Raw genomic sequence first — 26,106 nt, forward strand, 5'->3', positions numbered from 1 at the left:
TGGGAACATGGCGCTATCTTCGGGCCTGACACTTAGGTGAAACTTAAGCGGGAAAATCCACCCGGGCGCGCAGGCCATGGCCGGCGGGCGCGCTTTCAAGGGTGATGGTCGCGCCATGGCGGTCGGCGATGGTGCGTGCAATGGCCAGCCCCAGGCCGCTGCCATGCTCGGTGTTGCCCTCGGCGCGGTAGAACCGGTCGAACACGCGTTCCCGCTCGTGGGCGGGGATGCCAGGCCCCTCATCGTCGATCAGCAGCGAAGCCCGGTTCGCCTTGTGGTCCACGCGCATGGCGATGCGCCCGCCGGCAGGCGAGTGCTTGATGGCGTTATCCAGCAGGTTGCGCACCAGCAGCACCAGCGCATCGCGATCGCCCTGCACTTGCGCATGCGCATCGTCCTCGAGTTCGATGTCGATCGACCTGGCGTTCGCCTGCGGCAGGGTTTCGGACAGGGCCTGGCGCAGTACGTCGGTCAGTTCCACGGGCGCGAGCGGTGTCCGCTCCTGCGCGCCTTCCTGACGGGCCATCGACAGCAGTTGCTCGACCAGGCGCGTGGCGCGGTCGATGCCAGCCGTCAGGCGCTGTTCGGCAAGCTGGCGGGCATCGGGGTCGGCCGCGCGTTGCAGCGCCTGCATCTGCAGGCGCAAAGCCGCCAGCGGGGAGCGCAGTTCGTGCGCCGCGTCGCCCACGAACTGCTTTTGTTGCGCAAACGCGCCCCGCATGCGCTCGAGCAGCAGGTTCAGCTCCTGCACCAGCGGGCGGATTTCATCGGGCAGCCCTTGCACGCTCACGGGCGAGAGGTCTTCGGGCTGGCGTGCGGCCAATTGCGCGCGCGCCCGCTTGACCGGGCGCAGCGACCAGCTCACGACGCACCAGATGATCAGCATCAGCAGCGGGGCCGCCGCGGCAATCGGCGCGACGGTGCGCAGCGCCAGGGCGCTTGCCATGTTCTTGCGCACGCGCATGTCCTGCGCGACCTGGATCACCTGGAAGGGCGTGGCCAGCGAATACACGCGGTAGGTTTCGCCTTCGAGGCGGGCGTCGGAGAAACCCAGCACGATCTGGCTGGGCAGGCGCAGGCGCGAGCGCGAATTGAAGACGCGCAGGCCGTCCGGCGTCCAGATCTGGATGATGAGGTCATCGGCGACCGGCGAGGCCGACCCGCGCGCGTGGGTCGGCCCGGTACTGAGCAGGCCGTCGCCAGTGCCCAGCGACAGCGCCGTGCGTTGCAGCAGCGAATCGAAGATGTCGTCGGCTTGCGCCAAGGTGCTGCGGTAGGCAATCGTGCCCTGCACCAGTGCGCCGACCGCGATTGCCGCCAACAGAAAGAAAAGCAGCCTGGCTCTCAGTGAGTAGCTAAGCGGAATGCTCATGCTTTGGGAATGACATAGCCGACGCCTCTGACGTTCTGGATCAGGTTCGGACCCAGTTTCTTGCGCAGGCCATGAATATAAACCTCAACCGCATTGCTGCTGATGCTGTCTTTCCAGCTATAGAGCTTTTCCTCGAGCTGGGCGCGCGAAAAAATCATGCCGGGGCGTGCGATCAAGGGCTCGAGCACGGCCCATTCGCGGGCGGTCAGCGCCACGGGCGCGCCATCGACCATGGCGGCATGGGACTGCGGGTCGATCGTGATGCCGTCGTGCTCGAAGATGGGTTCGGCCCGGCCCGCGCTGCGGCGGATCAGGGCGCGCATGCGGGCCAGCAGTTCGTCCACGTCATAGGGTTTGACGATGTAGTCGTCCGCGCCCGCGTCCAGCCCGGCAATACGGTCGCTGACCGCGTCGCGCGCCGTGGCGATGAGCACCGGCGTGCGGTCCTTGCGCGCGCGCAGGTCGCGCAGCAGGGTCAGGCCATCACGTTTGGGCAGGCCCAGGTCGAGCAGGACGAGGTCGTAGGGATCGGTGCGCAGCGCCGAATCCGCCGCGCTGCCGTCCTTCACCCAGTCGACGGCGTAGTGTTCCGCGCGCAGGCAGTCCAATACGCTTTCGCCGATCATGATGTCGTCTTCCACGAGAAGAATGCGCATGGTGGTTTCCGCAGGGGTGGTCCAGATGGTTGGACGCGCGGCGATCGGCGCGAGTTCCCCGCCTGCGGTGGTTCGCGGAAACGAAAAAAAGCAGCCCGAAGGCTGCTTTTTTGGAATTCTGGTGCCGGCAATAGGAGTCGAACCTACGACCTTCGCATTACGAATGCGCTGCTCTACCAACTGAGCTATGCCGGCAAGACCATTTGCTTTTGTTTCTGGACCAGGCCGGAAAGCGCTAAGCAAAACATCTTTTTCTTTCCCGGTTCGTTGCCTTTTTTGGGGCCCGATCTGGAACGACCGAAATCATATCAGAATTTTTTGGCGATGGGCAAAGCGCGCCTGAAAAAAGTTGGAAAAATATCGGATTTGCATCCGCCAGAATTTTCGTTCATAATTTCGGTCTTGGCAGATCCCCGATAGCTCAGTCGGTAGAGCGACGGACTGTTAATCCGCAGGTCGCTGGTTCGAGCCCAGCTCGGGGAGCCAAAGAATTTTTGGGCCGCTCACGCAAGTGAGTGGCCCTTTTGGTTTTTGGGGTTTTTGGGGTTTTTGGCGTTTTTGCGCTTTTTTACATGCGCCCGCGCCTTTGCGCGGCATCGATGGGATCGATCGGCATGAACGACGATGACGACAAGGGTGTCCCGGATCGGCGCAATGAGGGCGGGTCCGGCCAGAAGGCGGCCGCGCAGGACAAGCGCATCGGCGTCACGGTGATCTCCGGATTCCTGGGCAGCGGCAAGACCTCGCTCCTTAACCGCCTGCTGCAAGAGCCGGCCTATGCCGATGCGGTGGTCATCGTCAACGAATACGGCGATGTCGGCGTCGACCATCATCTGGTGCGGCTCGCGCCCGACAGTGTGGTGCTGGTCGAGGGCGGCTGCCTGTGCTGCGTGGTCAGCGGGTCGGTCGTCGACACCCTGCGCGACCTTTTCATGCAGGCCCTCGGTCGCAAGATCAAGCCGTTCCGGCATGTGATCATCGAGACGAGCGGGCTGGCCGATCCCGCGCCCATCCTCTTCACCCTGAAACATGACAGGTTCCTTGCCGAACGGTACGCCTACCGGGGCGCGATCGTCGTGGTGTCGGCTTCGCATGGTGCCGCGCAACTCGATGCGCAGCCCGAGGCGGCTCGGCAGCTTGCGCTTGCCGACATCGTGGTGGTCAGCAAGTCCGACCTGGTCGATGCGGCGCAATTGCATGATGTCCAGGCGGCGGTGGCTGCGGTCAATCCTGGCGCCTGGCGCTGCATGCAGCGTCCGGATGCGCCGCTGGCCGCCCCGCTGCGCGACGGCCCGGACCTTTTTGCGCGGCGGGATGGGGCGGGCACGTCGCAATGGCTGCGTGCCTTTTCCACGCGCACCGCGGTGCGGCATGCGGACGTCAGCAGTTTTTCGGTCGAACTGGAGACCGCGCTGCGCCGGTCTGCGTTTCTTGCGGGAATTGCTCGCATCCAGGAGCGTTACGGGCAGGGTGTGCTTCGGATCAAGGGTCTGGTCTGCTTCGAAGGCGAACCGCTGCCTTGCGAGGTGCACGGGGTGCATGGCGAGCTCTACCCGCTGCGACCCTTGAGCGAGTGGCCGGATGATGAGCGCGCCTCGCGGCTGGTGTTTATTGTTCGCGGACTGCCAGCGCCGGAAGTGGCTGCCGCCGTGCGCAGCGCGCTGGGTCAGTCGGCTGACTGATCCATTCCGAAGGACCCCGTTTCATTGGCCGATATTCCGTTGCTGATGCGCCGCTGAAATACGGTATAACCGGTACGGTCTGATGCACGTACCGAGACAATCATGGACCGTCTGAAAGCCATGCAGGTGTTCGTCGAGGTTGCCGACCGGGGTAGCCTGTCGGCGGCTGCCGTCCATCTGGACATGTCGCGCGCCATGGTGTCCCGCTACCTGGCCGAGATGGAGCAATGGGTCGGCGTGCGTCTATTGCATCGCACCACCCGGCGCTTGAGTCTGACGCCGGCCGGTGCCGAAACCTTGCCCCGTTGCCGCCAGATGCTCGATATGGTCGGCGATCTGCACAGCGCCGTGGCCACTCCCGAAGACACGCCGCGCGGCCTGCTTCGCATCACCACGAGCATGTCGTTCGGTGCGCGTCTTCTGGCTCCCGCCGTGACGGACTACGTCAAGCGGCATCCGGGCACGTCGGTCGACCTGATGCTGGTCGAGCGTGCGGTCAATCTGGTGGAAGAGCGCGTCGACCTGGCAGTGCGCATCACGAACGACCTGGATCCCAACCTGATCGCCCGCAAGCTGGCGGTCTGCCGATCGGTCGTTTGCGCGTCGCCGGAGTACCTGGCGCGCGAAGGCGTGCCGGCGCGCATCGAAGACCTGTCGTTGCGCAACTGTCTCACCCATTCTTATTTTGGCAAAAGCCTGTGGCGTTTCGAGCGCGACGGCGAGCCGGTCGATGTGCCCGTAAGCGGAAGCATCAGTGCGAACGAGGTGTCGGTATTGTGCAGCGCCGCGGTGGAGGGTGCCGGCATTGCCATGCTGCCCACCTACTATGCGGCGCAATACATCGCGTCCGGCAAGCTGCAGGTGATTCTGCCCCAGTGCAAGCCGCCGGAACTTGGTATTTATGGCGTCTACGTCTCGCGCCGCCAGATGCCGCTGATTCTGCGGTCGATGCTGGATTTTCTGGTGGACCGGCTTGGATCCGCGCCGTGGGACAAGCCGGCGGGCTAGGTTTCCCGGCTCGGCGCGGCTTGAGGGGGGAATATAAGGCGGTATAATTTGCCGCAGTTTTTGGCGTGTCTGGCCAGGCCGGGCGCTCGGGAAATTCCTTTCAAGGGTTTTGCTTTGAAGGCGGTTTCTTTGAAGGCGCAGTGCGGCAGGCCGTTTCGCGCCAGCATTCGACCTTAGAAAAACCTAACAAACGTTCCGGCCTGCTGGCAGGCCGGCGCAACGCGGAGCCGGGCTCCGCCTGTGCGAGGGGGCGTGTCGGTCTTGCAGGCGGCGTTTTCCGCCGCGCCGCGGTGGCCGATGCCTGTTGGTTCTAGTCTTTGCGATCAATTTCCGCGGAATTGAATTGGCGCCGGAGGTTCCGGCGCGTTCCGCAGCCATATTGGCAATTCGCGTCAGCATTGCTGGCGCCAGCTTTTCCAGAATTTGCTCAGGCGTTTGCCGCAGCAGCGCTGCCGCGGCAGGCGTTCCGCCTCACGGGCGTCGGAGCGGCAGGTTCGCGCATGGCCGCTGCATGGGGCGGGCGCGTCGGTGAAACAGGAACCCAGTGATAAGTACGCAAACCAACATCGATTGTTGCGGCACCGCTCATGCGGTGGCTGCGGTGTTTGCGGGTGGGTTGTATGCGGACGGGCGGCGGGATGGCCCGCGCCTCGGGCAGGGTGGGGCGGATGTCGGTGCGGTCCGAGGCGAACGCGGGATTTCTTTCGAAACTGAGCGCCCCTCGGGGGCTTGTATTTTGTCGCATGGCGCTGCCGGCGGCATCGATGCTGGTCGCCGTCGCTGCGGTTGCTGCTTCACGGGCGTTCGCGCTGCCCGTGTTCTCGCCGCCCGTGTTCTCGCCATGCATCGACTCTGCGCCGGCGCAAATGAAAAAGGCCCGGCGAATCGCCAGGCCTTCATCAATTTGGTTGCGGGGGCAGGATTTGAACCTACGACCTTCGGGTTATGAGCCCGACGAGCTGCCAGACTGCTCCACCCCGCGTCTGAGAAAAGAATATTAACCCTATTTCCAACCTAGCGCAAGTTAGCCCCTTTTTGAATTTGGATGTCGATGAACGATAGCGAGGCAATACTCGTGCTGGAAACCGCGCTGCTTTGCGCGGTGCAGCCGATGCAGATTTCCGATATGCGCAAGCTGTTCGGGGATGATGAACAATTCGACCATGCCACCGTGCGCAGGCTTCTGGAGACGCTGCAGGGCAATTGGGCCGATGCCGGGCTGGAGCTCGTGCAGCTCGCCTCCGGCTGGCGTTTCCAAAGCCGTCCCGCCATGCAGCGTTACCTGGAGCGGTTGAGCCCCGAAAAGCCGCCCAAGTATTCGCGCGCAGTCATGGAAACGCTGGCCATCGTGGCGTGGCGCCAGCCCGTGACGCGCGGCGACATCGAAGACATTCGCGGCGTGACGGTTTCGTCACAGATCGTGAAGGCGCTCGAGGACCGGGGCTGGATCGAAGTCATCGGCCACCGCGACGCGCCGGGGCGACCGGCGCTGTTTGGCACGACGCGCCAGTTCCTGGATGATTTGGGATTGCGCGCGCTGGATGAGTTGCCGCCGCTGGAAACCGCCCACGCCGCCGCGGCGCTGGCAGGCCTGGATCTGGGCGAAGTGCAGCAGGTCCTGGGCGAGACGCCGGCGCCGGGGCAGGGCGAGGCCGGCGAGCAGGACGCCGCCGCCCCTGATTCAAGCGTTCCCGATCTCGACGCGGCCGGGCAAGGTCCGGACGGCGAGCCGCAACCGGCCCTCCAGGACGGCGAAAATGCGCCTTCCGAGGCCCCGGGCGCGGAAAGCGGCGAAAACTTCTCCGTTGCGGAATTGTCTGTTTCGGAAGATGATGCCCCCATAGCTGCCATCGATAGCGTAGAATCGCTGCTTTCGCGCACAGAAGAAGGCGCGGATCCCGCAGACGAATTCACCGTCCGGGAGCAAGCCGAAGGCTTGTCCGATACGCCGCCCTCGTCCGATCTTCCTGACGACAGGGCTGGCAACGACATTTCCAATATGGCCGCCGATGCCTTTGAGGCAGGTGCTGCAGAGGAAAGAGTCGAGAACGCAAAACACGCGGAACCGACTGACCCGACTGACAAGACCGATACCGTGGCCCCTGGCGACGCCAGGCGTGAGCCCGTTCACGGTCTTGGCAATCCCGTTCAGCCTGACCCCGATACCGCAACCGCGGCCTCGGAAGAGGCGGACCCCGAGCGGTCCGGGTCGGGTCACGATTCGGCGTCCCCAGATGATGACGTGCCTGCTCCCGGCAGGCCTACCCAAGTTTGAAATTCGGAGCTGTCCCAGTGACAACGAATACAGCAATTCAGGACGACACCCCCCGCTCGGATGACGCCGTTGCCGGCGCGCAGCCGGAATCCTCCGCCGCGCGCGAACCGGCCGTCGAAGGCGATGCCGGCGGCCGCGGCCGCGGACGCAAGCTGAGGACGCCGTTCCGCCGCCGTCGGGGCGATGCCGCCGCCGAGCAGGCTCCCGGCGCCGAAGGGCAAGCCGCCGCGCCGGCAGCCCCGGCCGAGTCCGCGGACTCACGTGGTGGTGAGCAGGAAGCCGAGCAGGCCCTGGCCTACCTGGACACGGCCGATCGCATGGAGCAGCGGCTGGGCAAGTACCTGAACAGCGAAGCGGTCATGCCCAAGCTGCACAAGGTGCTGGCCGATGCGGGCATTGGTTCGCGCCGCGAAATGGAAGAACTGATCGTCGCCGGCCGGGTGTCGGTCAACGGCGAGCCGGCGCATATCGGCCAGCGCGTCGGTCCGAACGATCAGGTGCGCGTCAATGGCAAGCCCATCATGCGCACGAACACCAAGAAGCCGCCGCGTGTGATCCTGTATCACAAGCCCGCCGGCGAAATCGTCAGTCACGACGACCCAGGCGGCCGCGCCAGCGTCTTCGCGCGCCTGCCCAAGCTGCGCACGGGCAAGTGGCTGTCCGTCGGTCGCCTGGACCTGAACACCGAGGGCCTGTTGATCTTCACGACCTCGGGCGACATGGCCAACCGGATCATGCATCCGCGCTACGGCACCGAGCGCGAATACGCGGTCCGCGTCCTGGGCGAAATGGACGAGGCGACGCGCCAGTCGCTGGTGGACGGCATCGAACTCGAAGACGGCCTGGCCGCGTTCGGTTCGCTGGACTACCTGGGCGGCGACGGCAGCAACCGCTGGTATCGCGTCACGCTGCAGGAGGGCCGCAATCGCGAAGTCCGCCGCATGTTCGAAGCGGTCGGCGTCACGGTCAGCCGCCTGATCCGCACCCGCTTCGGCGATGTGGTCCTGCCGCGCACGCTGCGCCGGGGCCGCTGGGACGAATTGGACGCCTCGCTGGTGACGGCGCTGATGGTCCAGTTGGGATTGTTGCGTGAAGACGACGACGCGTCGGGCAACCGCCGCCGCTCCAAGCAGCCGCAGTCGCACGACAGCGCCCTGCCTCCGGGCTTCGGCACGCTGGACCGCAATGGCATGAACGGCGCCCGTATCGGCCGCCGCGGCAAGCTGCAGGGCGGCGGGCCGGGCAGCGCGGGCCAGACGCTCGCGTGTCCGTCCGATCCCTTTGGTACGGGCCTGATGATCGCCGGCGGTTATGCCAACGGCCATCCCATCTCGGGCGAAGGCGGCCTGGGTAATCGCAAGGGCAAGGCCGGACCCCGCGCCGCGGGCGGCGGCAAGTCCGGTGGAAAAACGGGCGGACGTTCCGGCGGCAAGCCGCGCGGCCCGCGGGCCGCAGCCAACGCGCCGGCCGGCAATGTGGCGTCGGGCAACGTGGCGGCCGGCAGCCCGGCCGAGGCTCCTGCCGGCGCAGGGCGCCGGCCCGGCGGTAAGTCGGGCGGCAAGCCCGCTGGTGGTAAGCCGGCGGGCGCACGCGGCGGCAATGTCGGCCGCGGCGCCAAGCCGGCGGCGGGCGGCCGTGGCGGCGGCAAGGCCGAGGGCGCGCGCACGGGTGGCAACAAGGGACCGGGTGCGGGCGGCAAGCCGCGCACGCCGCGCGGCGGCGGTTCCTCCCGTGGCGAGGGGTCGCAACGTGGCGACGACTGGCAGCCCCGCAGCGCTTCCGCGCACGAGTCCCGCCTGGGCGTCGTGGGCGGCGGCCGGGGGCGTCAGGGACGCTGATCCCTGTGGGGCGGCAGTGCAAACGCGCTGCCGCATCGGACGCATCCCCGTGGATGCGTCCCATATAAACGTAAGCCCGTGACGAATCAGGCGTTTTTCCAGTTTATCTGGTAAAATCAATGGTTTTCATGGCTTCGCGTCATTTGCTTTTTGCCGGATGCACGGGTTTTTGCAGTGCGCTTTACCGCAAAAGGCACATCGGCGGCGTTTCTGCCGGCCGGGCGCATCGCTGTTGTGCTGGCATGTTTGCCGGGCGCTGTATGCAGCAGTCTCCTTGGCGCGGCCGCAATCTGCGGGCGGCGCACAGGCTCCGCGGCACCCCGGACTTACGTCGGGCAGGCAGGGCGGCGCAAGCCAAAAATTAGGTCGCAATATAGGGCGCTGCCCAGCATTGCTCCTTACGTGCAGTAGGGAAGCGGCTGGGCTCTGTGCAATATCGGTGGGCTGGGCGTGCAGCCCATTTTTTTTGAGTATATGGCTGATTTATTCGCATTGACCGAAGAGGCTCTGGCTGGCATGGACGTCGAACTTGTCGACGTCGAGCGTGCCGCCCTGGGCCTTTTGCGCGTCACGATCGATCGGGTCGGCGGTGTGCGCATCGAAGACTGCGAGCAGGTTTCCCGCCAGTTGTCGCGGGTCTATGAGGTCGAGAACATCGACTACAAGCGGCTGGAAGTCGGTTCGCCGGGCGTGGACCGCCCGCTGCGCAATGAGGCTGAATTTCGCCGCTTCGCAGGTGAGCGCATCGAAATCAAGCTGCGCGAGGCATTGGACGGCCGCAAGGTCTTTTCGGGCACGCTGACCGTGCCGGAAGACGGCGCCGCAGCCTCCGACGCTGCAGGAATGCACAAGACCGTGTTCGGTCTCGAATTTGAGGCAAAAAAGAACGAAGTCCAGGTGTTGAACTTCTCGGTCGATGACATCGAGCGTGCAAAACTGGATCCCGTTCTGGATTTCAAGGGCAAAAAGCGATGAGTCGCGAAATTCTTCTGTTGGTCGATGCCTTGGCGCGTGAAAAGAACGTCACGCGTGACGTCGTGTTCGGCGCTCTCGAAAGTGCGCTGGCCTCGGCCATGAAAAAGCGCTTCAAGGATGATGCGGACATTCGTGTTTCCATCGATAGGGAAACCGGTGACCACGAAGGCTTCCGCCGTTGGCTGGTCGTGCCCGACGAGGCTGGCCTGCAAGAGCCCGACAAGCAGGAAATGCTGTCGGACGCGGTCGAAATCGTTCCCGGCATCAAGGAAGGCGAGTACATCGAAGAGCCCCTCGAACCCATCGAGTTCGGCCGTATCGGCGCGCAGGCGGCCAAGCAGGCCATCCTGCAGAAGATCCGCGATGCCGAGCGCGAGCAGGTGCTGAACGACTTCCTGGACCGTGGTGAAACCATCGTGTCCGGAACGATCAAGCGCATGGACAAGGGCGACGCCATCGTCGAAACGGGCAAGATCGAAGCGCGCTTGCCGCGTTCCGAAATGATCCCCAAGGAAAACCTGCGGGTGGCCGACCGCGTGCGCGCCTTCGTGTTGCGTGTGGACCACGCCGCGCGTGGCCAGCAGGTGATTCTTTCGCGCACCTCGCCCGAATTCATCCGCCAGCTCTTCGAGAACGAAGTGCCCGAGATCGAACAAGGTCTCCTTGAGATCAAGGCTGCCGCCCGCGACGCCGGCGTGCGTGCGAAGATCGCCGTCGTGGCATACGATAAGCGTATCGATCCCATCGGGACGTGCGTGGGCATGCGCGGTTCGCGCGTGACCGCCGTGCGCAATGAACTCGGCGGCGAGCAGGTCGATATCGTGCTGTGGTCGGAAGACCCCGCGCAGTTCGTCATCGGCGCCCTGGCGCCGGCCAATGTCGAGTCCATCGTCGTCGACGAAGACAAGCACGCCATGGACGTCGTGGTGGACGAGGAAAACCTGCCCAAGGCGATTGGCGCCAAGGGTCAGAACGTGCGCCTGGCATCGGAATTGACCGGCTGGCAGATCAACATCATGACGCCGGAAGAAAGCCTGAACCGCCAGGAAGTCGAGCGTTCGGGCCTGCGCACCACGTTCATGAGCAAGCTGGACGTCGATGAGGAAGTCGCTGACATCCTGATCGATGAAGGTTTCACCGGTATCGAGGAAATCGCCTACGTTCCCATGCAGGAATTGCTGGAAATCGAGGCGTTTGACGAAGACACCATCAACGAGTTGCGCGCCCGTGCCCGCAATGCGCTGCTGACCGAGGCAATTGCCCAGGAAGAGCGCCTTGAGACCGCACAGGATTTGCTTGAACTCGAAGGCATGACGCCGGAACTGGCCGCCAAGCTGGCCGAGCGTCAAGTGCATACGCGTGATGATCTGGCCGAATTGGCCACGGACGAACTGGCGGAAATCGCCGGTCTGACCGAAGAGGAAGCCAGCGATCTCATCATGCGTGCCCGTGCCCATTGGTTCGACGAAGAATAACCATAAGGACACGGATCTGCGGTGGGGGAAGCCTTGCATCGTCCACCGCAAGTTCACGTTGTTTGTAATAGCTGCCTATAGGGAAGAGAGAGCCTAATGTCGAGTAATACCGTCGCCCAGTTCGCTACCGAGCTGAAAATGCCTGCCAATGTGCTGCTGGATCAGCTGCGCTCGGCTGGCGTTGACCTCAAATCGGTCGACGACTCCGTCACCGACAGCGACAAGGCGAAATTGCTCGAATCGCTGCGTCGCGCACACGGCGCAACCGAAGGCAAGAAGATCACGCTGACGCGCCGCCAGACTTCCGAGATCCGGCAGGCCGATGCCACGGGCCGCTCGCGCACGATCCAGGTCGAAGTGCGCAAAAAGCGCGTGTTCGTCAAGCGCGACCCGTCCGAACTCGCCCTGGAGCAGGCTGCCTCCGCCCGTCCCGAAGAAGACGTGGCGGCGGAAGCCGCGGCGCAGGTCTCGGCTCCGGCCGAGCCGGCAGCCCCGGAGGCGCCTGCCGCCGCCGAGCCCCGCGAAGCGGCACCTGTGACCGCCGAAGCGCCTGCTCCCGCAGCCGCGCCGGCCCAAGAGCCTGCCGTAGAGGCTGCTGCGCCGGTCGAAGCGCCCGCGGCAACCGAATCCGTCGCGGCCGAAGCGTCCGCCCCCGTCGAGGCCCAAGTGCCTGAAGTCCAGGCACAGCCTGAACCCGAACCGACGCCGGCGCCTGCTCCTGCCGAGCCCGTGGCCGAAGAGGCCAAGCCCGAAATCAAGACTGAACCCACCGAGCCCAAGGCTGAAGAAGCCAAGCCGGAACCTGCTGTGCTAGCCAATAAGTCCGAAACATCTTCCTCCCAGGCCGCCGCGCCTGCCGCCCAGGCCCAGCCTGGCGCGAAGTCCGAACCCGTGAAGCCCGCAGCGAAGCCCGAGGCTGCCGCGCCGGTGGCCGCCCCCAGGGTGGGCAACCGCGCCGACAACCGCCGTGCTGGTCCGCCGCTCGCCGCATCCGCCGCGCCGGCCGCCCGCGACGAGGCCCGCCGGGCCGCCGAGGCTGAAGCCGCCGCGCTGCGTGAAATGCTGAACCGTCCCCGCAAGGTGCTGCGCGCGCCCGAGCCGGAGGCGCCTGCCGCCGCGCCGATCTCCGGCACGCTGCACAAGCCGGCAGGCAAGCCCGGCGCCGCGCCTGCGGCCAAGAAGGACGCCAAGCCGGCCGCGCCCGGCGCCAAGAAGACCATTAAGACGGCCGAAGTGTCGTCGACCTGGTCCGATGATTCGTCGCGCAAGAAGCCCGCTGACAAGCCGGCAACCCCGGCCAGCCGCGATGGCTGGCGCGCAGGCGGCAAGGGCGGTGGCAAGTCCGGCGGCCGAGGCGGCCGCAACCAGCAGAACGACCGCCGCAACGAGCCGGCGCCGCAGGAATTCATCGCACGCGAAGTCCACGTGCCTGAAACCATCAGCGTGGCCGACCTGGCCCACAAGATGTCCGTCAAGGCCGCTGAAGTCATCAAGCAACTGATGAAGCTTGGCCAGATGGTCACCATCAACCAGGTGCTGGACCAGGAAACGGCCATGATCGTGGTCGAGGAACTGGGCCACGTGGCCATCGCCGCCAAGCTGGACGATCCGGAAGCGTTCCTGGACGAATCCGCCACGCAATCCGAAGCCGAGCAGCTGCCGCGCGCGCCGGTCGTGACCGTCATGGGCCACGTCGACCACGGCAAGACCTCGCTGCTGGACTACATCCGCCGCGCCAAGGTCGCCGCGGGCGAAGCCGGCGGCATTACGCAGCACATCGGCGCCTATCATGTCCGCACCGAGCGCGGCATGGTGACCTTCCTTGACACCCCGGGCCACGAGGCGTTCACCGCCATGCGTGCCCGCGGCGCCAAGGCGACCGACATCGTGATCCTGGTGGTTGCCGCCGACGACGGCGTGATGCCGCAGACGCGCGAAGCCATCCACCATGCCAAGGCCGCGGGCGTGCCCATCGTCGTGGCCGTGACCAAGATCGACAAGCCCGCCGCCAACCCGGACCGCGTGAAGCAGGAACTGGTTGCCGAAGAGGTCGTGCCGGAAGAATACGGTGGCGACGTGCCGTTCGTGGGCGTGTCCGCCAAGACCGGCCAGGGCATCGACGATCTCCTCGAAAACGTGCTGCTGCAAGCCGAAGTGCTGGAACTCAAGGCGCCGGAAGACGCGCCCGCCAAGGGCCTGGTCATCGAAGCCCGTCTGGACAAGGGCCGCGGCCCGGTCGCGACGATCCTGGTGCAGAGCGGCACGCTCAAGCGCGGCGACGTCGTGCTGGCCGGCGCAAGCTTTGGCCGCGTGCGCGCCATGCTGGACGAAAACGGCAAGCCGATCCAGTCGGCCGGTCCCTCCATCCCCGTCGAAATCCAGGGCCTGACCGAAGTGCCGGCCGCCGGCGACGAGCTGATGGCGCTGTCCGACGAGCGCAAGGCGCGCGAAATCGCGCTGTTCCGCCAGGGCAAGTTCCGCGACGTCAAGCTGGCGCGCCAACAGGCCGCCAAGCTGGAATCGATGTTCGACAACCTGGGCGAAGGCACCCAGACCCTCACGCTCATCGTCAAGACCGATGTGCAGGGTTCGCAGGAAGCGCTGGTGCAGTCGCTGGTCAAGCTGTCCACCGACGAAGTCCGCGTCCAGGTCGTGCATGCGGCCGTGGGCGGCATCTCGGAAACCGACATCAACCTGGCCATCGCCTCGCACGCCGTCGTCATCGGCTTCAACGTGCGCGCCGACGCCAGCGCCAAGAAGCTGGCCGAGAACAACGGCATCGACGTGCGCTACTACAACATCATCTACGACGCCGTGGATGAGGTGAAGGCCGCCATGTCGGGCATGCTGGCGCCCGAGAAGAAGGAAGAAATCATCGGCCTGGTCGAGATCCGCGAGGTGTACAGCATCTCCCGCCTCGGCAACATCGCGGGTTGCATGGTGCTCGATGGCATCGTGCGGCGCGATTCCCAGGTCCGCCTGCTGCGCAACAACGTGGTTCACTGGACGGGGCATCTCGATTCCCTGCGCCGGTTCAAGGACGACGTCAAGGAAGTCAAGTCGGGCTTCGATTGCGGTCTGACGCTGCGCGGCAACAACGACATCCAGGTGGGCGACCAGCTGGAAGTCTTTGAAATCAAGGAAATCGCGCGCACGCTGTAAAGCAGGCGCCAGGCATTATTTCTAATGAGCCGTCACAAGTCCAAAGCCATTCCTGGCCGCAATCTGCGGCTGGCCGACCAGATCCAGAAGGATCTGGCCGGGATCATCCAGCGCGAAATCGACATGAGTCGCGCTGGACTGATCACGATCTCAGGTGTGGAACTGTCGACCGACTACGCGCATGCCAAGGTGTGGTTCACGGTTTTGGGCGCCGAGCCCGAAGCCGCCACCACCTTGCTGAACGAGAAGGCCGGCTGGCTGCATTCGCAGCTCTACAAGCTGTTGCACATTCACACCGTCCCCACTTTGCGCTTTTTCCACGACGAGCAAGTCGCCCGTGGCATCGAGATGTCGATCCTCATCGACCGCGCAAACCGCCCCGGCCCGCATTCGGGCGTTCCCGACGAGCCAGAAGACCAGTCCTGACCGGGCTGTCGTCACTGCTTCATTTTCCGGATTTCGACGATGGCTAAACGACGCGGGCTTGCGCTCGACGGTGTGCTGTTGCTCGACAAACCTGTGGGTTTGTCGAGCAATCACGCCTTGCAGCGCGCCAAACGCGCCATGGACGCGGCGAAAGCCGGCCATACCGGCACGCTGGACCCTTTTGCCACCGGCCTGCTGGTGTGCTGCATGGGACGTGCGACCAAAATTTCCGGCGCGATGCTTGACGCCGACAAGGCGTATCGCGCTACGCTGCAATTTGGATCGGAAACCGATTCCGGCGACCTGACGGGCAACGTCACGGCGACCGCCGAACCGGGTTTCGTCGTCGAGGAACAGGCGCTGCGCGATGCGCTGTCACGTTTCTCGGGCACCATCGAGCAGATTCCGCCGATGTATTCCGCGCTCAAGCGCGACGGCAAGCCCCTGTACGAGTACGCGCGCGCCGGCATTGAACTTGAACGGCCGCCGCGCCAGATCACGATTTACCGCATCGAGCTGTTGTCCCTGAGCGGGACGCAGGCAGAGATCGATGTGGCTTGCAGTAAAGGCACATACATCCGGACACTGGCCCAGGACATCGGGCGCGTGCTGGGCTGTTTCGCCCACCTGACGGCGCTGCGGCGCACGCACGTCGGGCCATTTTCTCTGGATCGCGCCGTTGAACTGGAAGCCTTGCAGGCCATGCCAGATCCCAAGCAGGCATTGCTTGCACTGAACGAATTGCCGGAGGGCTTGCTGCCCTCCACCCTGACCTTAAAGGACTCGCTATGACTCGCGCCTTGCGCAACGTCGCCATCATCGCCCACGTTGACCACGGTAAAACCACCCTGGTCGACCAGCTGCTGCGCCAATCCGGCACCTTCCGCGAAAACCAGGCGCTGACCGAACGGGTCATGGACTCGAACGACCTGGAAAAAGAACGCGGCATCACGATTCTGGCCAAGAACTGTGCCGTGGAATACGAAGGCACCCACATCAACATCGTCGACACCCCGGGACACGCGGACTTCGGCGGTGAAGTCGAGCGCGTGCTGTCCATGGTCGACGGCGTGCTGCTGCTGGTGGACGCCGTCGAAGGCCCGATGCCGCAGACGATTTTCGTGACCCGCAAGGCGCTGGCCCTGGGCCTGAAGCCGATCGTCGTGGTCAACAAGGTCGACCGTCCCGGCGCTCGCCCGGACTTCGTCATCAACGCCACGTTCGACCTGTTCGACAAGCTGGGCGCTACCGACGAGCAGCTGGACTTCCCGGTGGTGTACGCCTCGGGCCTGTCGGGCTACGCTGGCCTTACCCCGGACGTGCGCGAAGGCGACATGCGTCCGCTGTTTGAAGCCATCCTGCAGCACGTGCCGCAGCGCGACGACGATCCCAATGGTCCGCTGCAGATGCAGATCATCTCGCTGGACTACAACAGCTACGTCGGCAAGATCGGCGTGGGCCGCATCAACCGTGGCCGCATGCGCCCGGGCATGGAAGTGGCCTACAAGTTCGGTCCCGAAGGCCAGGGCGGCCGCGGCCGCATCAACCAGGTCCTGAAGTTCCACGGCCTGGAGCGCGTCGTCGTGAACGAAGCCGAAGCCGGCGACATCGTGCTGATCAACGGCATCGAAGAACTGGGTATCGGTTGCACGGTGACCGACCCGGTCACCCAGGATCCGCTGCCGATGCTGCGCATCGACGAGCCGACGCTGACCATGAACTTCATGGTGAACACCTCGCCGCTGGCCGGCCGCGAAGGCAAATTCGTCACCAGCCGCCAGCTTCGTGACCGCCTTGATCGCGAACTGAAGTCCAACGTGGCGCTGCGCGTGCGCGACACGGGCGACGACACCGTGTTCGAAGTGTCGGGCCGCGGTGAACTGCACCTGACCATCCTGCTGGAAACGATGCGTCGTGAAGGCTACGAGCTGGCCGTGTCGCGCCCGCGTGTCGTGTTCAAGGAAGTCGACGGCGTGAAGTGCGAGCCGTTCGAGTCCCTGACCGTCGACGTGGAAGACGCCCACCAGGGCGGCGTCATGGAAGAGCTGGGCCGCCGCAAGGGCGACCTGCAGGACATGCAGCCGGACGGCCGTGGCCGTACCCGCCTGGAATACCTGATCCCGGCCCGCGGCCTGATCGGCTTCCAGAACGAATTCCTGACGCTGACGCGCGGCACGGGCCTGATGAGCCACATCTTCCACGAGTACGCGCCCATCAAGGAAGGCTCGATCGGCGAACGCCGCAACGGCGTGCTGATCAGCCAGGACAACGGCGATGCCGTGGCCTACGCGCTCTGGAAGCTGCAGGATCGCGGCCGCATGTTCGTCAATCCGGGCGATGCGCTGTACGAAGGCATGATCATCGGCATCCACAGCCGCGACAACGACCTGGTCGTGAACCCGATCAAGGGCAAGCAGTTGACCAACGTGCGCGCCTCGGGCACCGACGAGGCCGTGCGCCTGGTTCCGCCGATCCAGATGTCGCTGGAATACGCCGTGGAATTCATCGACGACGACGAACTGGTGGAAATCACCCCGAAGTCGATCCGCCTGCGCAAGCGCTACCTGCTCGAAAACGAGCGCAAGCGCGCCGCGCGCGAAGCCGCGGTCTGAGCCTGATGGCGTCGGGCCGGGGACATCCCGGCCGACAGACAAAAAGCCGCGCATCCTGAAGGATGCGCGGCTTTTTCTTTGGAGGCGCGGCTTACGCGGCGCCGTGCTGGTGGCGATGCTCCTGCGTCAGTCCGCCATAGCCATAGGCGGCCGCGCGCGCGTCGATGACGTGCACGTACGAGCACTCGTGCAGTTCGCCCAGGATGTCCTGGAATGCGCTGTAGATCGCCTTGATGAAGCGCGCCTTCTCGGCCTTGGTATTGGTTTCGTCAGTCACGCTGATGTCGAGGTGGAACGCGTTCTTGCCAAGCGCCGACAGCGGTTCGCCGCCGATGTACCACTGGTCGTGCGCAATGTGCTGGAGGGTGATCGCGATGACGGGCAGCTTCTTGCCCAGCTCCGATTGGGTCAGCCCGGCTACCGCATCGACGATGCGGCGGTCAGTGGCGGCGTCCGGCGCGCCGGAGAGGTGGATGACGATGTGCGGCATGAGGGGGCTCCTGGTTGAATGGCACGCAACCAGTCTAGGGAAGCCGTTGACATCGGAAAAGCGGGATTTTACGATTTCACCCATCGATATAACCGTTGGATGAATCGTGTCGGGATTTGACCTGGATCTGCTGCGGACGCTGGTGGCGGTGCTGGATGCAGGCAGCCTGACGGCGGCCGCGCCCAAAGTGTTCCTGTCCCAGTCGTCGGTCAGCGAACAGATGCGCAAGCTGGAGGAACGCGCCGGCCAGCCGCTGCTGGTGCGCGGCAAGGCCGGCGTGCGCGCCACGCCGGCGGGCGAGCGCCTGCTGGCGCACGCGCGCCGCATCCTGGCGCTGAGCGACGAAGCCTGGCGCGACCTGCGCGGCGTGGCGCTGCAGGGCGAACTGAGGCTGTGCATCACCGACTACTATCGGCCCGGGGACGTGGCGCGCATGTTGCGGCGCCTGAACGAGCAGTATCCGCGGGTGCGCCTGCACGTCACCATCATGAAGAGCGGGGCGATCGAGGCCGCCTATGAGCGCGGCGAGATCGACGTGGGCATTTCGATGGTCATCCAGGAGCGCGGGGGGACGCGTGGCCGGGCGCAAGGCGCGTTGCTGCGCCGCGAGCCGCTGCTGTGGATGGCGGCGCAACGCGCGGCGGCTCCTACGGCCGATCCGCTGCCGCTGCTGGTGCTGCCGGAGACCTGCGCGCTGCGCCAATATGTGGAGCGGCTGCTGTCGCGGCGCGGCCAGGCGTATTCGGTGGCGCACGTGGCCTCAGGCGTGGCGGGCCTGCAGCTTGCCGTGGCGGCCGGCCTGGGCGTCGCCTGCCTGAACGAATCCGCGCTGGGGGCAGGGATGGCGAGGTTGCACGCGCCCGGCCTGCCGGCGCTGCCGTCAGTGGAATTCCGGCTGCTCGCCGCCCGCCCCGGCGAAAGCGAATTCGTGGGGCTGGCGCGCCAGGCCATCGTGACGGCGATGTCGTAGGCGCGTGGCCGGAGGCGGCGCGCAGGCGGGCGTTGAGGGACGTTCGCGCCCGCCGCGGCCAGGGCCGTTCAGGCGGGCATGGACGGGGCGTACTGTTCGTCCGACGTGACCCGTTCGTGGAATTCAACAACCTTGCGCACCACCTTGACCGGATCGTCTTCGATGATGAAAAGATCCAGGTCGTGCGCGGCGATCATGCCGTTTCCGAGCACCTGGTCGCCCAGCCATTCGGCCAGTCCCGACCAGTATTCGCTGCCGACCAGCACGATCGGGGCAGGCGGGACCTTGCCCGTCTGGATCAGCGTCAGGGCTTCGAAAAGTTCATCCAGGGTGCCGAATCCGCCCGGCATCGCCACATAGGCGAAGCTGTGCATGAAGAACGCCGCCTTCCGGGGAAAGAAGTATTCGAAGGACAGGCTGATGGTCTGGTATTCGTTGTTGTGCGCTTCGTGAGGCAGGCTGATGTTCAACCCGACGCTCGTGCCTCCTGCTTCAAACGCGCCCTTGTTCGCGGCCTCCATGATGCCGGGGCCGCCGCCCGCGATGATGGCGAAACCGGCTTCGGCCAGGGCTGCGGAAATTGCGATGGTGGTTTCATAGTACGGAGAATTGCGGCTGACTCGTGCGCTGCCGAAAACGCTGACCGCGGGCCCGATGTGGGCGAGCTTGTCTGCCGCCGTCCGTATCTCTGACATAATCAGCGGAATTTGTTTGCCGGCGGGTGTATCCATATCTGCCTTTGTAACCATGAAAAAAACCTTATTACTGGTCGACGGTTCAAGTTACTTGTACCGCGCTTTCCACGCTATGCCTGATTTGCGCAACGCGCAAGGCGAACCTACGGGTGCGCTCTATGGCGTGGTCAATATGCTGCGCAAGCTTGTATCTGACCATAAGGCAGAGTATGCCGCATGTATTTTCGATGCTCGCGGCAAGACGTTCCGGGACGACCTGTACCCGGACTACAAATCGCACCGACCCCCGATGCCCGAGGACCTGGCGGCCCAGATCGAGCCCATCCACCGCGCCGTGCGCGCGCTGGGCTGGCCGGTGCTGGCGATCGAAGGCGTCGAGGCGGATGACGTGATTGGCACGCTGGCGCATCGCGCCGCCCAGCAAGACGTGCACACCATCGTCTCCACCGGCGACAAGGACCTGGCGCAGCTTGTGAACAGCCACGTCACGCTGGTCAACACCATGAGCGGCGAAGTCCTGGACGAGGCCGGCGTTGTCAACAAGTTCGGCGTGCCGCCCGACCGTATCGTGGACTACCTCATGCTGGTGGGCGATACCGTGGACAATGTGCCCGGCGTCACCAAGGTGGGACCCAAGACGGCCGCCAAATGGATTACGGAATTCGGCTCGATCGACAAGCTGGTCGAAGGCGCCGACGGCATCAAGGGCGTGGCCGGCAACAACCTGCGCGAAGCCATTCCCAAGTTTCCGCTGACGCGACAGCTCCTCACGGTCAAGTGCGATTGCGACCTGACCGGACACGTGGACAGCGTGGATGACCTGGCGCCGCGTCCGCGCGACGATGCCACGCTCACCGAACTGTATGAACGCTACGGGTTCCGCACGTGGCTGCGCGACCTGACCGGCGATGCCGAGCGCGTGCCCACGGGCGATGCGCGCATCGCGCACGAAGCGCCGGCCGCGCCTGCCACCACCGATTACCGCATCATCTCCGACTGGGCCGCCTTTGACGCGTGGATGACGGCGATGGGCGAGGCATCGATCGTGGCGCTGGACACCGAGACGACGTCGCTGGACGAGATGCAGGCCCGGCTGGTGGGCCTGTCGATGTCGGTCGCGCCGGGCGTGGCCTGCTACATCCCGGTCGCGCACCGCGGTCCGGATGGCGCCGTTCAATTGCCCAAGGACGAGGTGCTGGCGCGGCTCAAGCCCTGGCTGGAAGACCCGGCGCGCGCCAAGCTGCTGCACCACGCCAAGTACGACACGCATGTGTTCGCCAATGAAGGCATCCGCCTGGCCGGCGTAGCCGAGGACACCATGCTGCAGGCCTACGTGCTGGAGTCCCATCGCGGCGTGGGCCTGAACGACCTGGCGCAACGCTACCTGGGCCGCAGCGGCGTTTCCTACGAAGACCTCTGCGGCAAGGGCGCCAAGCAGATCGGCTTTGACGAAGTGGCGGTGGACAAGGCGGGGCATTACGCCGCCGAGGACGCCGATTTCACGCTGCAACTGCACCAGGTGCTGCGCCCGATGGTCGCCGCCGATGCCGGGCTGGAACGCATCTACCGCCTGGAAATGCAGGTGTCGGCCGTGCTGACCACCATCGAACGCAACGGGGTGAAGGTCGACGCCGCGGAACTGGGCCGCCAGAGCAACAAGCTGGGTCAGGAGATGCTGCAACTTGAACAGAAGGCCTACGAGCTTGCGGGCCAGCCGTTCAACCTGAATTCCCCCAAGCAGCTGGGCGAGATCCTGTTCGGCCGCATGCAGCTTCCCGTGGTGCGCAAGACCGCGAGCGGCGCGCCGTCGACCGACGAGGAAGTGCTCAGCAAGCTGGCGCTGGACTATCCGCTGCCGCAGGTGCTGCTGGAATACCGCGGCCTGTCCAAGCTGAAGTCGACCTACACCGACAAGCTGCCGCGCATGATCAATCCGGCGACCGGCCGCGTGCATACGCACTATTCGCAGGCGGCCGTGATCACGGGGCGTCTTGCCTCGTCGGATCCGAACCTGCAGAACATCCCGGTCCGCACCGAGGCCGGCCGGCGCGTGCGCGAGGCGTTCATCGCCGAGCAGGGCATGCTGCTGTCGGCCGACTATTCGCAGATCGAGCTGCGCATCATGGCGCACGTGTCGGACGACGCCAACCTGCAACGCGCCTTCGCGGCTGGCGAGGACATCCACCGCGCCACCGCATCCGAGGTGTTCGGCGTGCCGCTGGAAGGCGTCACCACGGAACAGCGGCGTGCCGCCAAGGCCATCAACTTCGGGTTGATCTACGGCATGGGGGTGTTTGGCCTGGCGTCCAACCTGGGCATTACGCGCGACGCCGCGCAGGCCTACATCGACCGCTACTTCGCGCGCTATCCGGGCGTGGCCATGTACATGGACAACACGCGGCGTCTCGCGCGCGAGCAGGGGTACGTGGAAACGGTCTTCGGGCGGCGGCTGCAGTTGCCGGAAATCCGGGGCGCTTCGGGCCCGCGCCGGCAGGGCGCCGAGCGGGCAGCCATCAATGCGCCCATGCAGGGCACCGCGGCCGACCTGATCAAGATGGCCATGGTGGCGGTGCAGAATTGGCTCGATGCCGAGAACCTGAAGACGCGCATGATCATGCAGGTGCACGATGAACTGGTGCTGGAAGCGCCTGACGACGAGCTGGAGGTGGTCAGGGAAGCCCTGCCGCGCCTGATGTGCAACGTGGCGACGCTGCGCGTGCCGCTCGTGGCCGAGGTGGGCGTCGGCAAGAACTGGGAGCAGGCGCACTAATAGGGCCGGAACGTGGCGGCGCCACCGTCCTGGCGGGCGGCACGCCGCCCCGGGCGGGGCCTGTCGGGGCGCATGGCCGTTGCGGGTTTGGCCTGCGCGCACCGATGGGCTGCCTTCGAGCGGCCCATTTCCGCTTTTCAGTTTGCAACAATATAATGTTGCGCTTTCCCCGCCCTTTTTTCGTCCCCCCTCACTCATGTTGCTGCTCTGGGTCCTGCTTGCCACCATCACCGGCGGCCTGATTGCCGTCCTCATCGCGAGCTGGCTCGCGTACAAGGTTTTTGCCAAATACCTGCATCACATGGTGAGCCTGTCGGTGGGCGTGCTGCTGTCGGTGGCCTTGCTGCATCTGCTGCCCGAGGCCTTCGAAACCGGCGTCGGCAATGCCCATGTGCTGTTCGGGCTGATGCTGGCGTCGCTGATCGGCTTTTTCGTGCTGGAGAAGATCGCGCTGCTGCGCCACAGCCATCACCACGAAGGAGACGGCCATCACCACCACAAGGGGCATGACCGTCACGAGGCAGGGCGGGGCGGCGTGCTGATCCTGATCGGCAGCTCGCTGCACAACCTGTGCGATGGCGTCCTGATCGCCGCGGCGTTCCTGACGGATCCGCTGTTGGGCGTGTTGACGGCCGCATCGATCATCATCCACGAGGTGCCGCACAAGCTGGGCGATTTCGTGGTGCTGCTGAATGCCGGGCTGCGCCGCCGCCGCGCCTTTGCGCTGATGCTCTTCACCAGCTTGTGTTCAGCGGTGGGCGGCATAATAGGGTACTTCGTGCTGCAGCAGGCGCAGGGCTGGGTGCCGTACATTCTGGTGGTGGCCGCAAGCAGCTTCCTGTATATCTCGGTGGCTGACCTGATGCCGCAAATGCACGAGCGGGTATCCCTTTCCGATGCCGTTCCGCAACTGCTGCTGGTCGGCATCGGCGTGGCGCTGATCTACAGCGTCACGACCCTGATGCATCACGGGCACGAACATGGCGCGCATGAGGACCATGGCGCGCCCCATGCGGAGCACGGCCACTCGCACTAGCGCCGACGGGGCGGTGGGGGATGGCCGGTTTCGTCCACCCCTCAAAGGAGTTCTCCATGAGTTTTTCCGCCGCCGCCGGCAATGTCGCCGCCACCGTCATCCACACCGATACGCAGGGACTAGTCCACGGGGATTTCCAGCTTCCCGTGACGGACGGCCCGATCGACGCCTACTATGCCGCGCCGCAGGGCCAGCGCGATCTGCCGATCGTGCTGGTGATCCAGGAAATCTTCGGCGTTCACGAACACATCAAGGACATCTGCCGCCGCCTTGCCAAGGCGGGCTATCTGGCGGTCGCTGCCAATCTTTACCAGCGCCAGGGCGACGCGTCGGCGTATACCGACATTCCCAAGCTCATCGCGGAACTGGTCAGCAAGGTGCCGGACGAACAGGTGTTCGGCGACCTGGACGCCAGCGTGGCATGGGCCGCGGCCAATGGCGGAGACGCGCGCCGTGTGGCCGTGACGGGCTTTTGCTGGGGCGGAAGGCTGACCTGGATGTACGCGGCGCACAATCCCGACGTGAAGGCCGGCGTGGCCTGGTATGGCAAGCTCAGCGTGGGCCATGGCCCCCTCATCAAGCGCGTGGCGTTCGACGTGGTCGACGAGTTGCAGGGCCCCGTCCTGGGCCTTTATGGCGGCCGCGATGCCAGCATCCCGCTGTCCGACGTCGAAACCATGAAGGCCAAGCTGGCCGCCGGCAACGCCGCGGCAAAGCTGTCCGAGATCGTCGTCTACCCCGAGGCCGACCATGCTTTCCTGGCGGACTACCGCGCCAGCTACCACGCCGAAGCTGCCCAGGATGGCTGGAAGCGGATGCTGGAGTGGTTCAAGCGGTATGTGTGAGCCAGGCGGGGTGAGGCGGCAATGCTGAGCCAACTATTCTGAGCCGGCAATCCTGAGCCCGGAAACAAAAAGCCGATCCTGGGATCGGCTTTTTTCTGCGTGAAGGCTAGGGCTGTCAGTTGCCGGCTTCGCGCAGCCGGCTCGGCAGCAGCTCGCCGTGACGCGCCAGCAAGGGATAGGCGGCGGCGCCCACCAGATGGGAATTGATGCCCTTCATGTCCCGCAGGATGTCCAGGTACAGCGCGCCGACTTCGGCGGCGTCGACTTCGCCGGCCTTGATCTTCTGCAGGTGCGTGTCGGCAGCCTGCGTCTCGATGCTGCGGAACCGCGCCTTCTCGCCGGCCAGCGCGCGGGCCTGGCGCAGGTCGTCGTTGACGAAGAGCGCGGCGGCCGTGCGCTGGTTCGCGATGAGCTGGCCCAGCGTGTCGTCCAGGCTGGCGCGCTGCTCGGGCGACAAGACCCAGCCCTGCTTGCGCAGCTTGGCGACGTGGCTGAGAAGCCCGTGGTGGGCGATGTCGCCCGCATGCCCGATGTTGCTGGTGAAGGCCAGGATGTCGTCCAGCCGTTGAATGTCTTCGCGCGTCATGTTTTCCTGGTCCAGCGTGGCCAGGTAGGTCGTGATGGCGTTCTCCAGCTTGTCCAGCGCGCCGTCGAGCTGGCGCGCCTGCACCATGCGGTGGCGGTTGTCGCGCTTGAAGCCGGCCCGCGCGTAGAGCAGCAGCGTCTGCAGCATGTCGGCCATGCGCAAGGCTTCGCGCGCGGCGTTGCCCAAGGCCACGGCGGGCACATCGTGGGCCCATTCGTCCAGGTATTGGGGGCGGGACGGGTCGTTCGGATCGGCGCGCTTGGGCAGCCAGCGGGTGAGCAGGGCGGCGTAGGGCGTCAGGATCGGCAAAAAGACCAGGGCGATGACCGCGTTGAACAAGGTGTGGAAGTTGGCGACCGCGCGCGCGGGATCGTTCGCCATCCCGGTCATCCACGGTTGCAGGAAAGGCAGCAGCATCAGCCCGGCCAGCACGCCCAGTACCCGCGTCAGCAGGTTGCCCAGCGGCAGGCGGCGGGCCGCCGGGTCGTCTCCCGTCACGCCTTCGATCATCGGGTTGATCGCGGTGCCCAGGTTGGCGCCCAGCACCAGCGCGAACGCCACGTGCGGCGCCACCATGTTGTGGCTGGCCAGGGACATCACCAGCACCACCACGGCCACGCTGGAGTGGGCCGCCCACGTGAACGCCGCGGACAGCAGCACCGCCGCCACGGGCTGGGTGGCCAGGGCATCCAGCATCACCCCCAGCATCGGGGCGGTCTGGAACGGGGCGAACAGCTCCACCAACTGGTGCAGCGACAACAGCAACAGGCCCAGCCCGATGAATACCCGGCCCAGGTCGCGCGTGCGGCCTGGCGGATAGCGCCGGAACATCCAGACGCCGGCGAGAATCAGGATGGGCGCCAGTTCGGTCAGGTCGAAGGACAGGAGCTGGACGATCAGCGTGGTGCCCACGTTGGCGCCCAGCATGGCCGCCAGGGCCGGTGCCAGGCCGACGACCCCGCCAGCGGCGAAGCCGGTGATCATGAGCCCGGTGGCGGTGCTGCTCTGCAGGGCGGCCGTGATTCCCAGGCCCGCCCCGAATGCGCGCAGCCGCGTGCCCAGGGCGCGTCCGAGCGCGGCGCCGAGCGCCGCCCCGAAAGCGCGCTGCACGCCCGTTTGGACCATATGCACGCCCCAGAGGAGCAGCGCCACGTAGCCGGCGAAGTCAAGCAGAATAATGAGTCCAGACATCCAGGCGTAGTTCCGTTCTTTTTATGACAAGTAATAATTCTG

19 protein-coding genes and 3 tRNA genes are annotated in these 26,106 nt (G+C 65.4%); 15 read left to right on the plus strand and 7 right to left on the minus strand.

The window, feature by feature from the left end; all coding sequences use genetic code 11:
* Window positions 1-43: 43 nt before the first annotated feature.
* The 3 genes from BXA00_RS16980 to BXA00_RS16990 all read right to left on the minus strand — a co-directional run bounded on the left by BXA00_RS16980 (window position 44) and on the right by BXA00_RS16990 (window position 2,223).
* Window positions 44-1,372, minus strand: a complete 1,329-nt coding sequence (locus BXA00_RS16980; protein ID WP_076519646.1) for an ATP-binding protein — start codon at window positions 1,370-1,372, stop codon at window positions 44-46.
* Window positions 1,369-2,028 (minus strand): response regulator, encoded by a 660-nt coding sequence (locus BXA00_RS16985; protein WP_076519648.1) that lies wholly within the window; start codon window positions 2,026-2,028, stop codon window positions 1,369-1,371. The genes BXA00_RS16980 and BXA00_RS16985 overlap by 4 nt, the downstream gene beginning before the upstream one ends.
* 119 nt (window positions 2,029-2,147) lie before the next feature.
* Window positions 2,148-2,223 (minus strand) — tRNA-Thr (locus tag BXA00_RS16990).
* Between the two features lie 215 nt (window positions 2,224-2,438).
* On the opposite strand from BXA00_RS16990, the gene BXA00_RS16995 reads away from it, so the two are divergent.
* The 3 genes from BXA00_RS16995 to BXA00_RS17005 all read left to right on the plus strand — a co-directional run bounded on the left by BXA00_RS16995 (window position 2,439) and on the right by BXA00_RS17005 (window position 4,718).
* A tRNA-Asn gene (locus BXA00_RS16995) sits at window positions 2,439-2,514 on the plus strand.
* Window positions 2,515-2,642: 128 nt separating this feature from the next.
* Window positions 2,643-3,710 (plus strand): GTP-binding protein, encoded by a 1,068-nt coding sequence (locus BXA00_RS17000; protein WP_083714437.1) that lies wholly within the window; start codon window positions 2,643-2,645, stop codon window positions 3,708-3,710.
* A 102-nt stretch (window positions 3,711-3,812) separates the two neighbouring features.
* Window positions 3,813-4,718, plus strand: coding sequence for a LysR family transcriptional regulator (locus BXA00_RS17005; RefSeq protein ID WP_156902818.1), 906 nt, complete (start codon window positions 3,813-3,815; stop codon window positions 4,716-4,718).
* Window positions 4,719-5,623: 905 nt separating this feature from the next.
* Here the strand turns inward: BXA00_RS17005 and BXA00_RS17010 are convergent.
* Window positions 5,624-5,700 (minus strand) — tRNA-Met (locus BXA00_RS17010).
* A gap of 69 nt (window positions 5,701-5,769) precedes the next feature.
* Here BXA00_RS17010 and scpB point away from each other — a divergent pair.
* The 8 genes from scpB (at window position 5,770) to typA (ending at window position 17,481) form a co-directional block, all read left to right on the plus strand.
* Window positions 5,770-6,993 (plus strand): SMC-Scp complex subunit ScpB, encoded by a 1,224-nt coding sequence (gene scpB, locus BXA00_RS17015; protein ID WP_369825615.1) that lies wholly within the window; start codon window positions 5,770-5,772, stop codon window positions 6,991-6,993.
* 17 nt (window positions 6,994-7,010) lie between these two features.
* Entirely contained in the window at window positions 7,011-8,831 is a 1,821-nt protein-coding gene (gene rluB, locus BXA00_RS17020; RefSeq protein WP_231952099.1) for a 23S rRNA pseudouridine(2605) synthase RluB, read from the plus strand.
* A gap of 474 nt (window positions 8,832-9,305) precedes the next feature.
* On the plus strand, window positions 9,306-9,806 hold the full coding sequence (gene rimP, locus BXA00_RS17025; protein ID WP_076519653.1) for a ribosome maturation factor RimP: 501 nt from the start codon (window positions 9,306-9,308) through the stop codon (window positions 9,804-9,806).
* Window positions 9,803-11,281, plus strand: coding sequence for a transcription termination factor NusA (nusA, locus tag BXA00_RS17030; RefSeq protein ID WP_076519655.1), 1,479 nt, complete (start codon window positions 9,803-9,805; stop codon window positions 11,279-11,281). Before rimP ends, nusA begins: the two co-directional genes overlap by 4 nt.
* Before the next feature lie 96 nt (window positions 11,282-11,377).
* Window positions 11,378-14,443 carry a translation initiation factor IF-2 gene (infB, locus tag BXA00_RS17035; protein WP_076519657.1) on the plus strand — a complete coding sequence of 1,022 codons (3,066 nt, stop codon included), beginning with the start codon at window positions 11,378-11,380 and terminating at the stop codon, window positions 14,441-14,443.
* A 24-nt stretch (window positions 14,444-14,467) separates the two neighbouring features.
* Window positions 14,468-14,869 (plus strand): 30S ribosome-binding factor RbfA, encoded by a 402-nt coding sequence (rbfA, locus tag BXA00_RS17040; RefSeq protein WP_076519658.1) that lies wholly within the window; start codon window positions 14,468-14,470, stop codon window positions 14,867-14,869.
* Between the two features lie 39 nt (window positions 14,870-14,908).
* Window positions 14,909-15,661: a tRNA pseudouridine(55) synthase TruB gene (gene truB / locus BXA00_RS17045; RefSeq protein ID WP_076519660.1), complete on the plus strand. Its 753-nt coding sequence runs from the start codon at window positions 14,909-14,911 to the stop codon at window positions 15,659-15,661.
* Entirely contained in the window at window positions 15,658-17,481 is a 1,824-nt protein-coding gene (typA, locus tag BXA00_RS17050) for a translational GTPase TypA (RefSeq protein WP_076519662.1), read from the plus strand. Before truB ends, typA begins: the two co-directional genes overlap by 4 nt.
* Before the next feature lie 91 nt (window positions 17,482-17,572).
* Here typA and BXA00_RS17055 read toward each other — a convergent pair whose 3' ends face one another.
* On the minus strand, window positions 17,573-17,971 hold the full coding sequence (locus BXA00_RS17055) for a 4-oxalocrotonate tautomerase (protein ID WP_076519664.1): 399 nt from the start codon (window positions 17,969-17,971) through the stop codon (window positions 17,573-17,575).
* A 106-nt stretch (window positions 17,972-18,077) separates the two neighbouring features.
* Here BXA00_RS17055 and BXA00_RS17060 point away from each other — a divergent pair, with 106 nt between their 5' ends.
* Entirely contained in the window at window positions 18,078-18,941 is an 864-nt protein-coding gene (locus BXA00_RS17060) for a LysR substrate-binding domain-containing protein (protein WP_076519666.1), read from the plus strand.
* 68 nt (window positions 18,942-19,009) lie between these two features.
* On the opposite strand, the gene BXA00_RS17065 is transcribed toward BXA00_RS17060, so the two are convergent.
* Entirely contained in the window at window positions 19,010-19,636 is a 627-nt protein-coding gene (locus BXA00_RS17065) for a TIGR00730 family Rossman fold protein (RefSeq protein WP_076519667.1), read from the minus strand.
* Window positions 19,637-19,688: 52 nt separating this feature from the next.
* On the opposite strand from BXA00_RS17065, the gene polA reads away from it, so the two are divergent.
* The 3 genes from polA to BXA00_RS17080 all read left to right on the plus strand — a co-directional run bounded on the left by polA (window position 19,689) and on the right by BXA00_RS17080 (window position 24,287).
* On the plus strand, window positions 19,689-22,406 hold the full coding sequence (polA, locus tag BXA00_RS17070) for a DNA polymerase I (RefSeq protein ID WP_076519669.1): 2,718 nt from the start codon (window positions 19,689-19,691) through the stop codon (window positions 22,404-22,406).
* 196 nt (window positions 22,407-22,602) lie between these two features.
* Window positions 22,603-23,442: a ZIP family metal transporter gene (locus BXA00_RS17075; RefSeq protein WP_076519670.1), complete on the plus strand. Its 840-nt coding sequence runs from the start codon at window positions 22,603-22,605 to the stop codon at window positions 23,440-23,442.
* 56 nt (window positions 23,443-23,498) lie between these two features.
* Window positions 23,499-24,287, plus strand: a complete 789-nt coding sequence (locus BXA00_RS17080; RefSeq protein WP_076519671.1) for a dienelactone hydrolase family protein — start codon at window positions 23,499-23,501, stop codon at window positions 24,285-24,287.
* 115 nt (window positions 24,288-24,402) lie between these two features.
* Here the strand turns inward: BXA00_RS17080 and BXA00_RS17085 are convergent, their stop codons facing one another.
* Window positions 24,403-26,064 carry a Na/Pi cotransporter family protein gene (locus BXA00_RS17085; protein WP_076519673.1) on the minus strand — a complete coding sequence of 554 codons (1,662 nt, stop codon included), beginning with the start codon at window positions 26,062-26,064 and terminating at the stop codon, window positions 24,403-24,405.
* Window positions 26,065-26,106: the final 42 nt, after the last annotated feature.

Source organism: Achromobacter sp. MFA1 R4 (assembly GCF_900156745.1).
Taxonomy (GTDB): Bacteria; Pseudomonadota; Gammaproteobacteria; order Burkholderiales; family Burkholderiaceae_B; genus Achromobacter.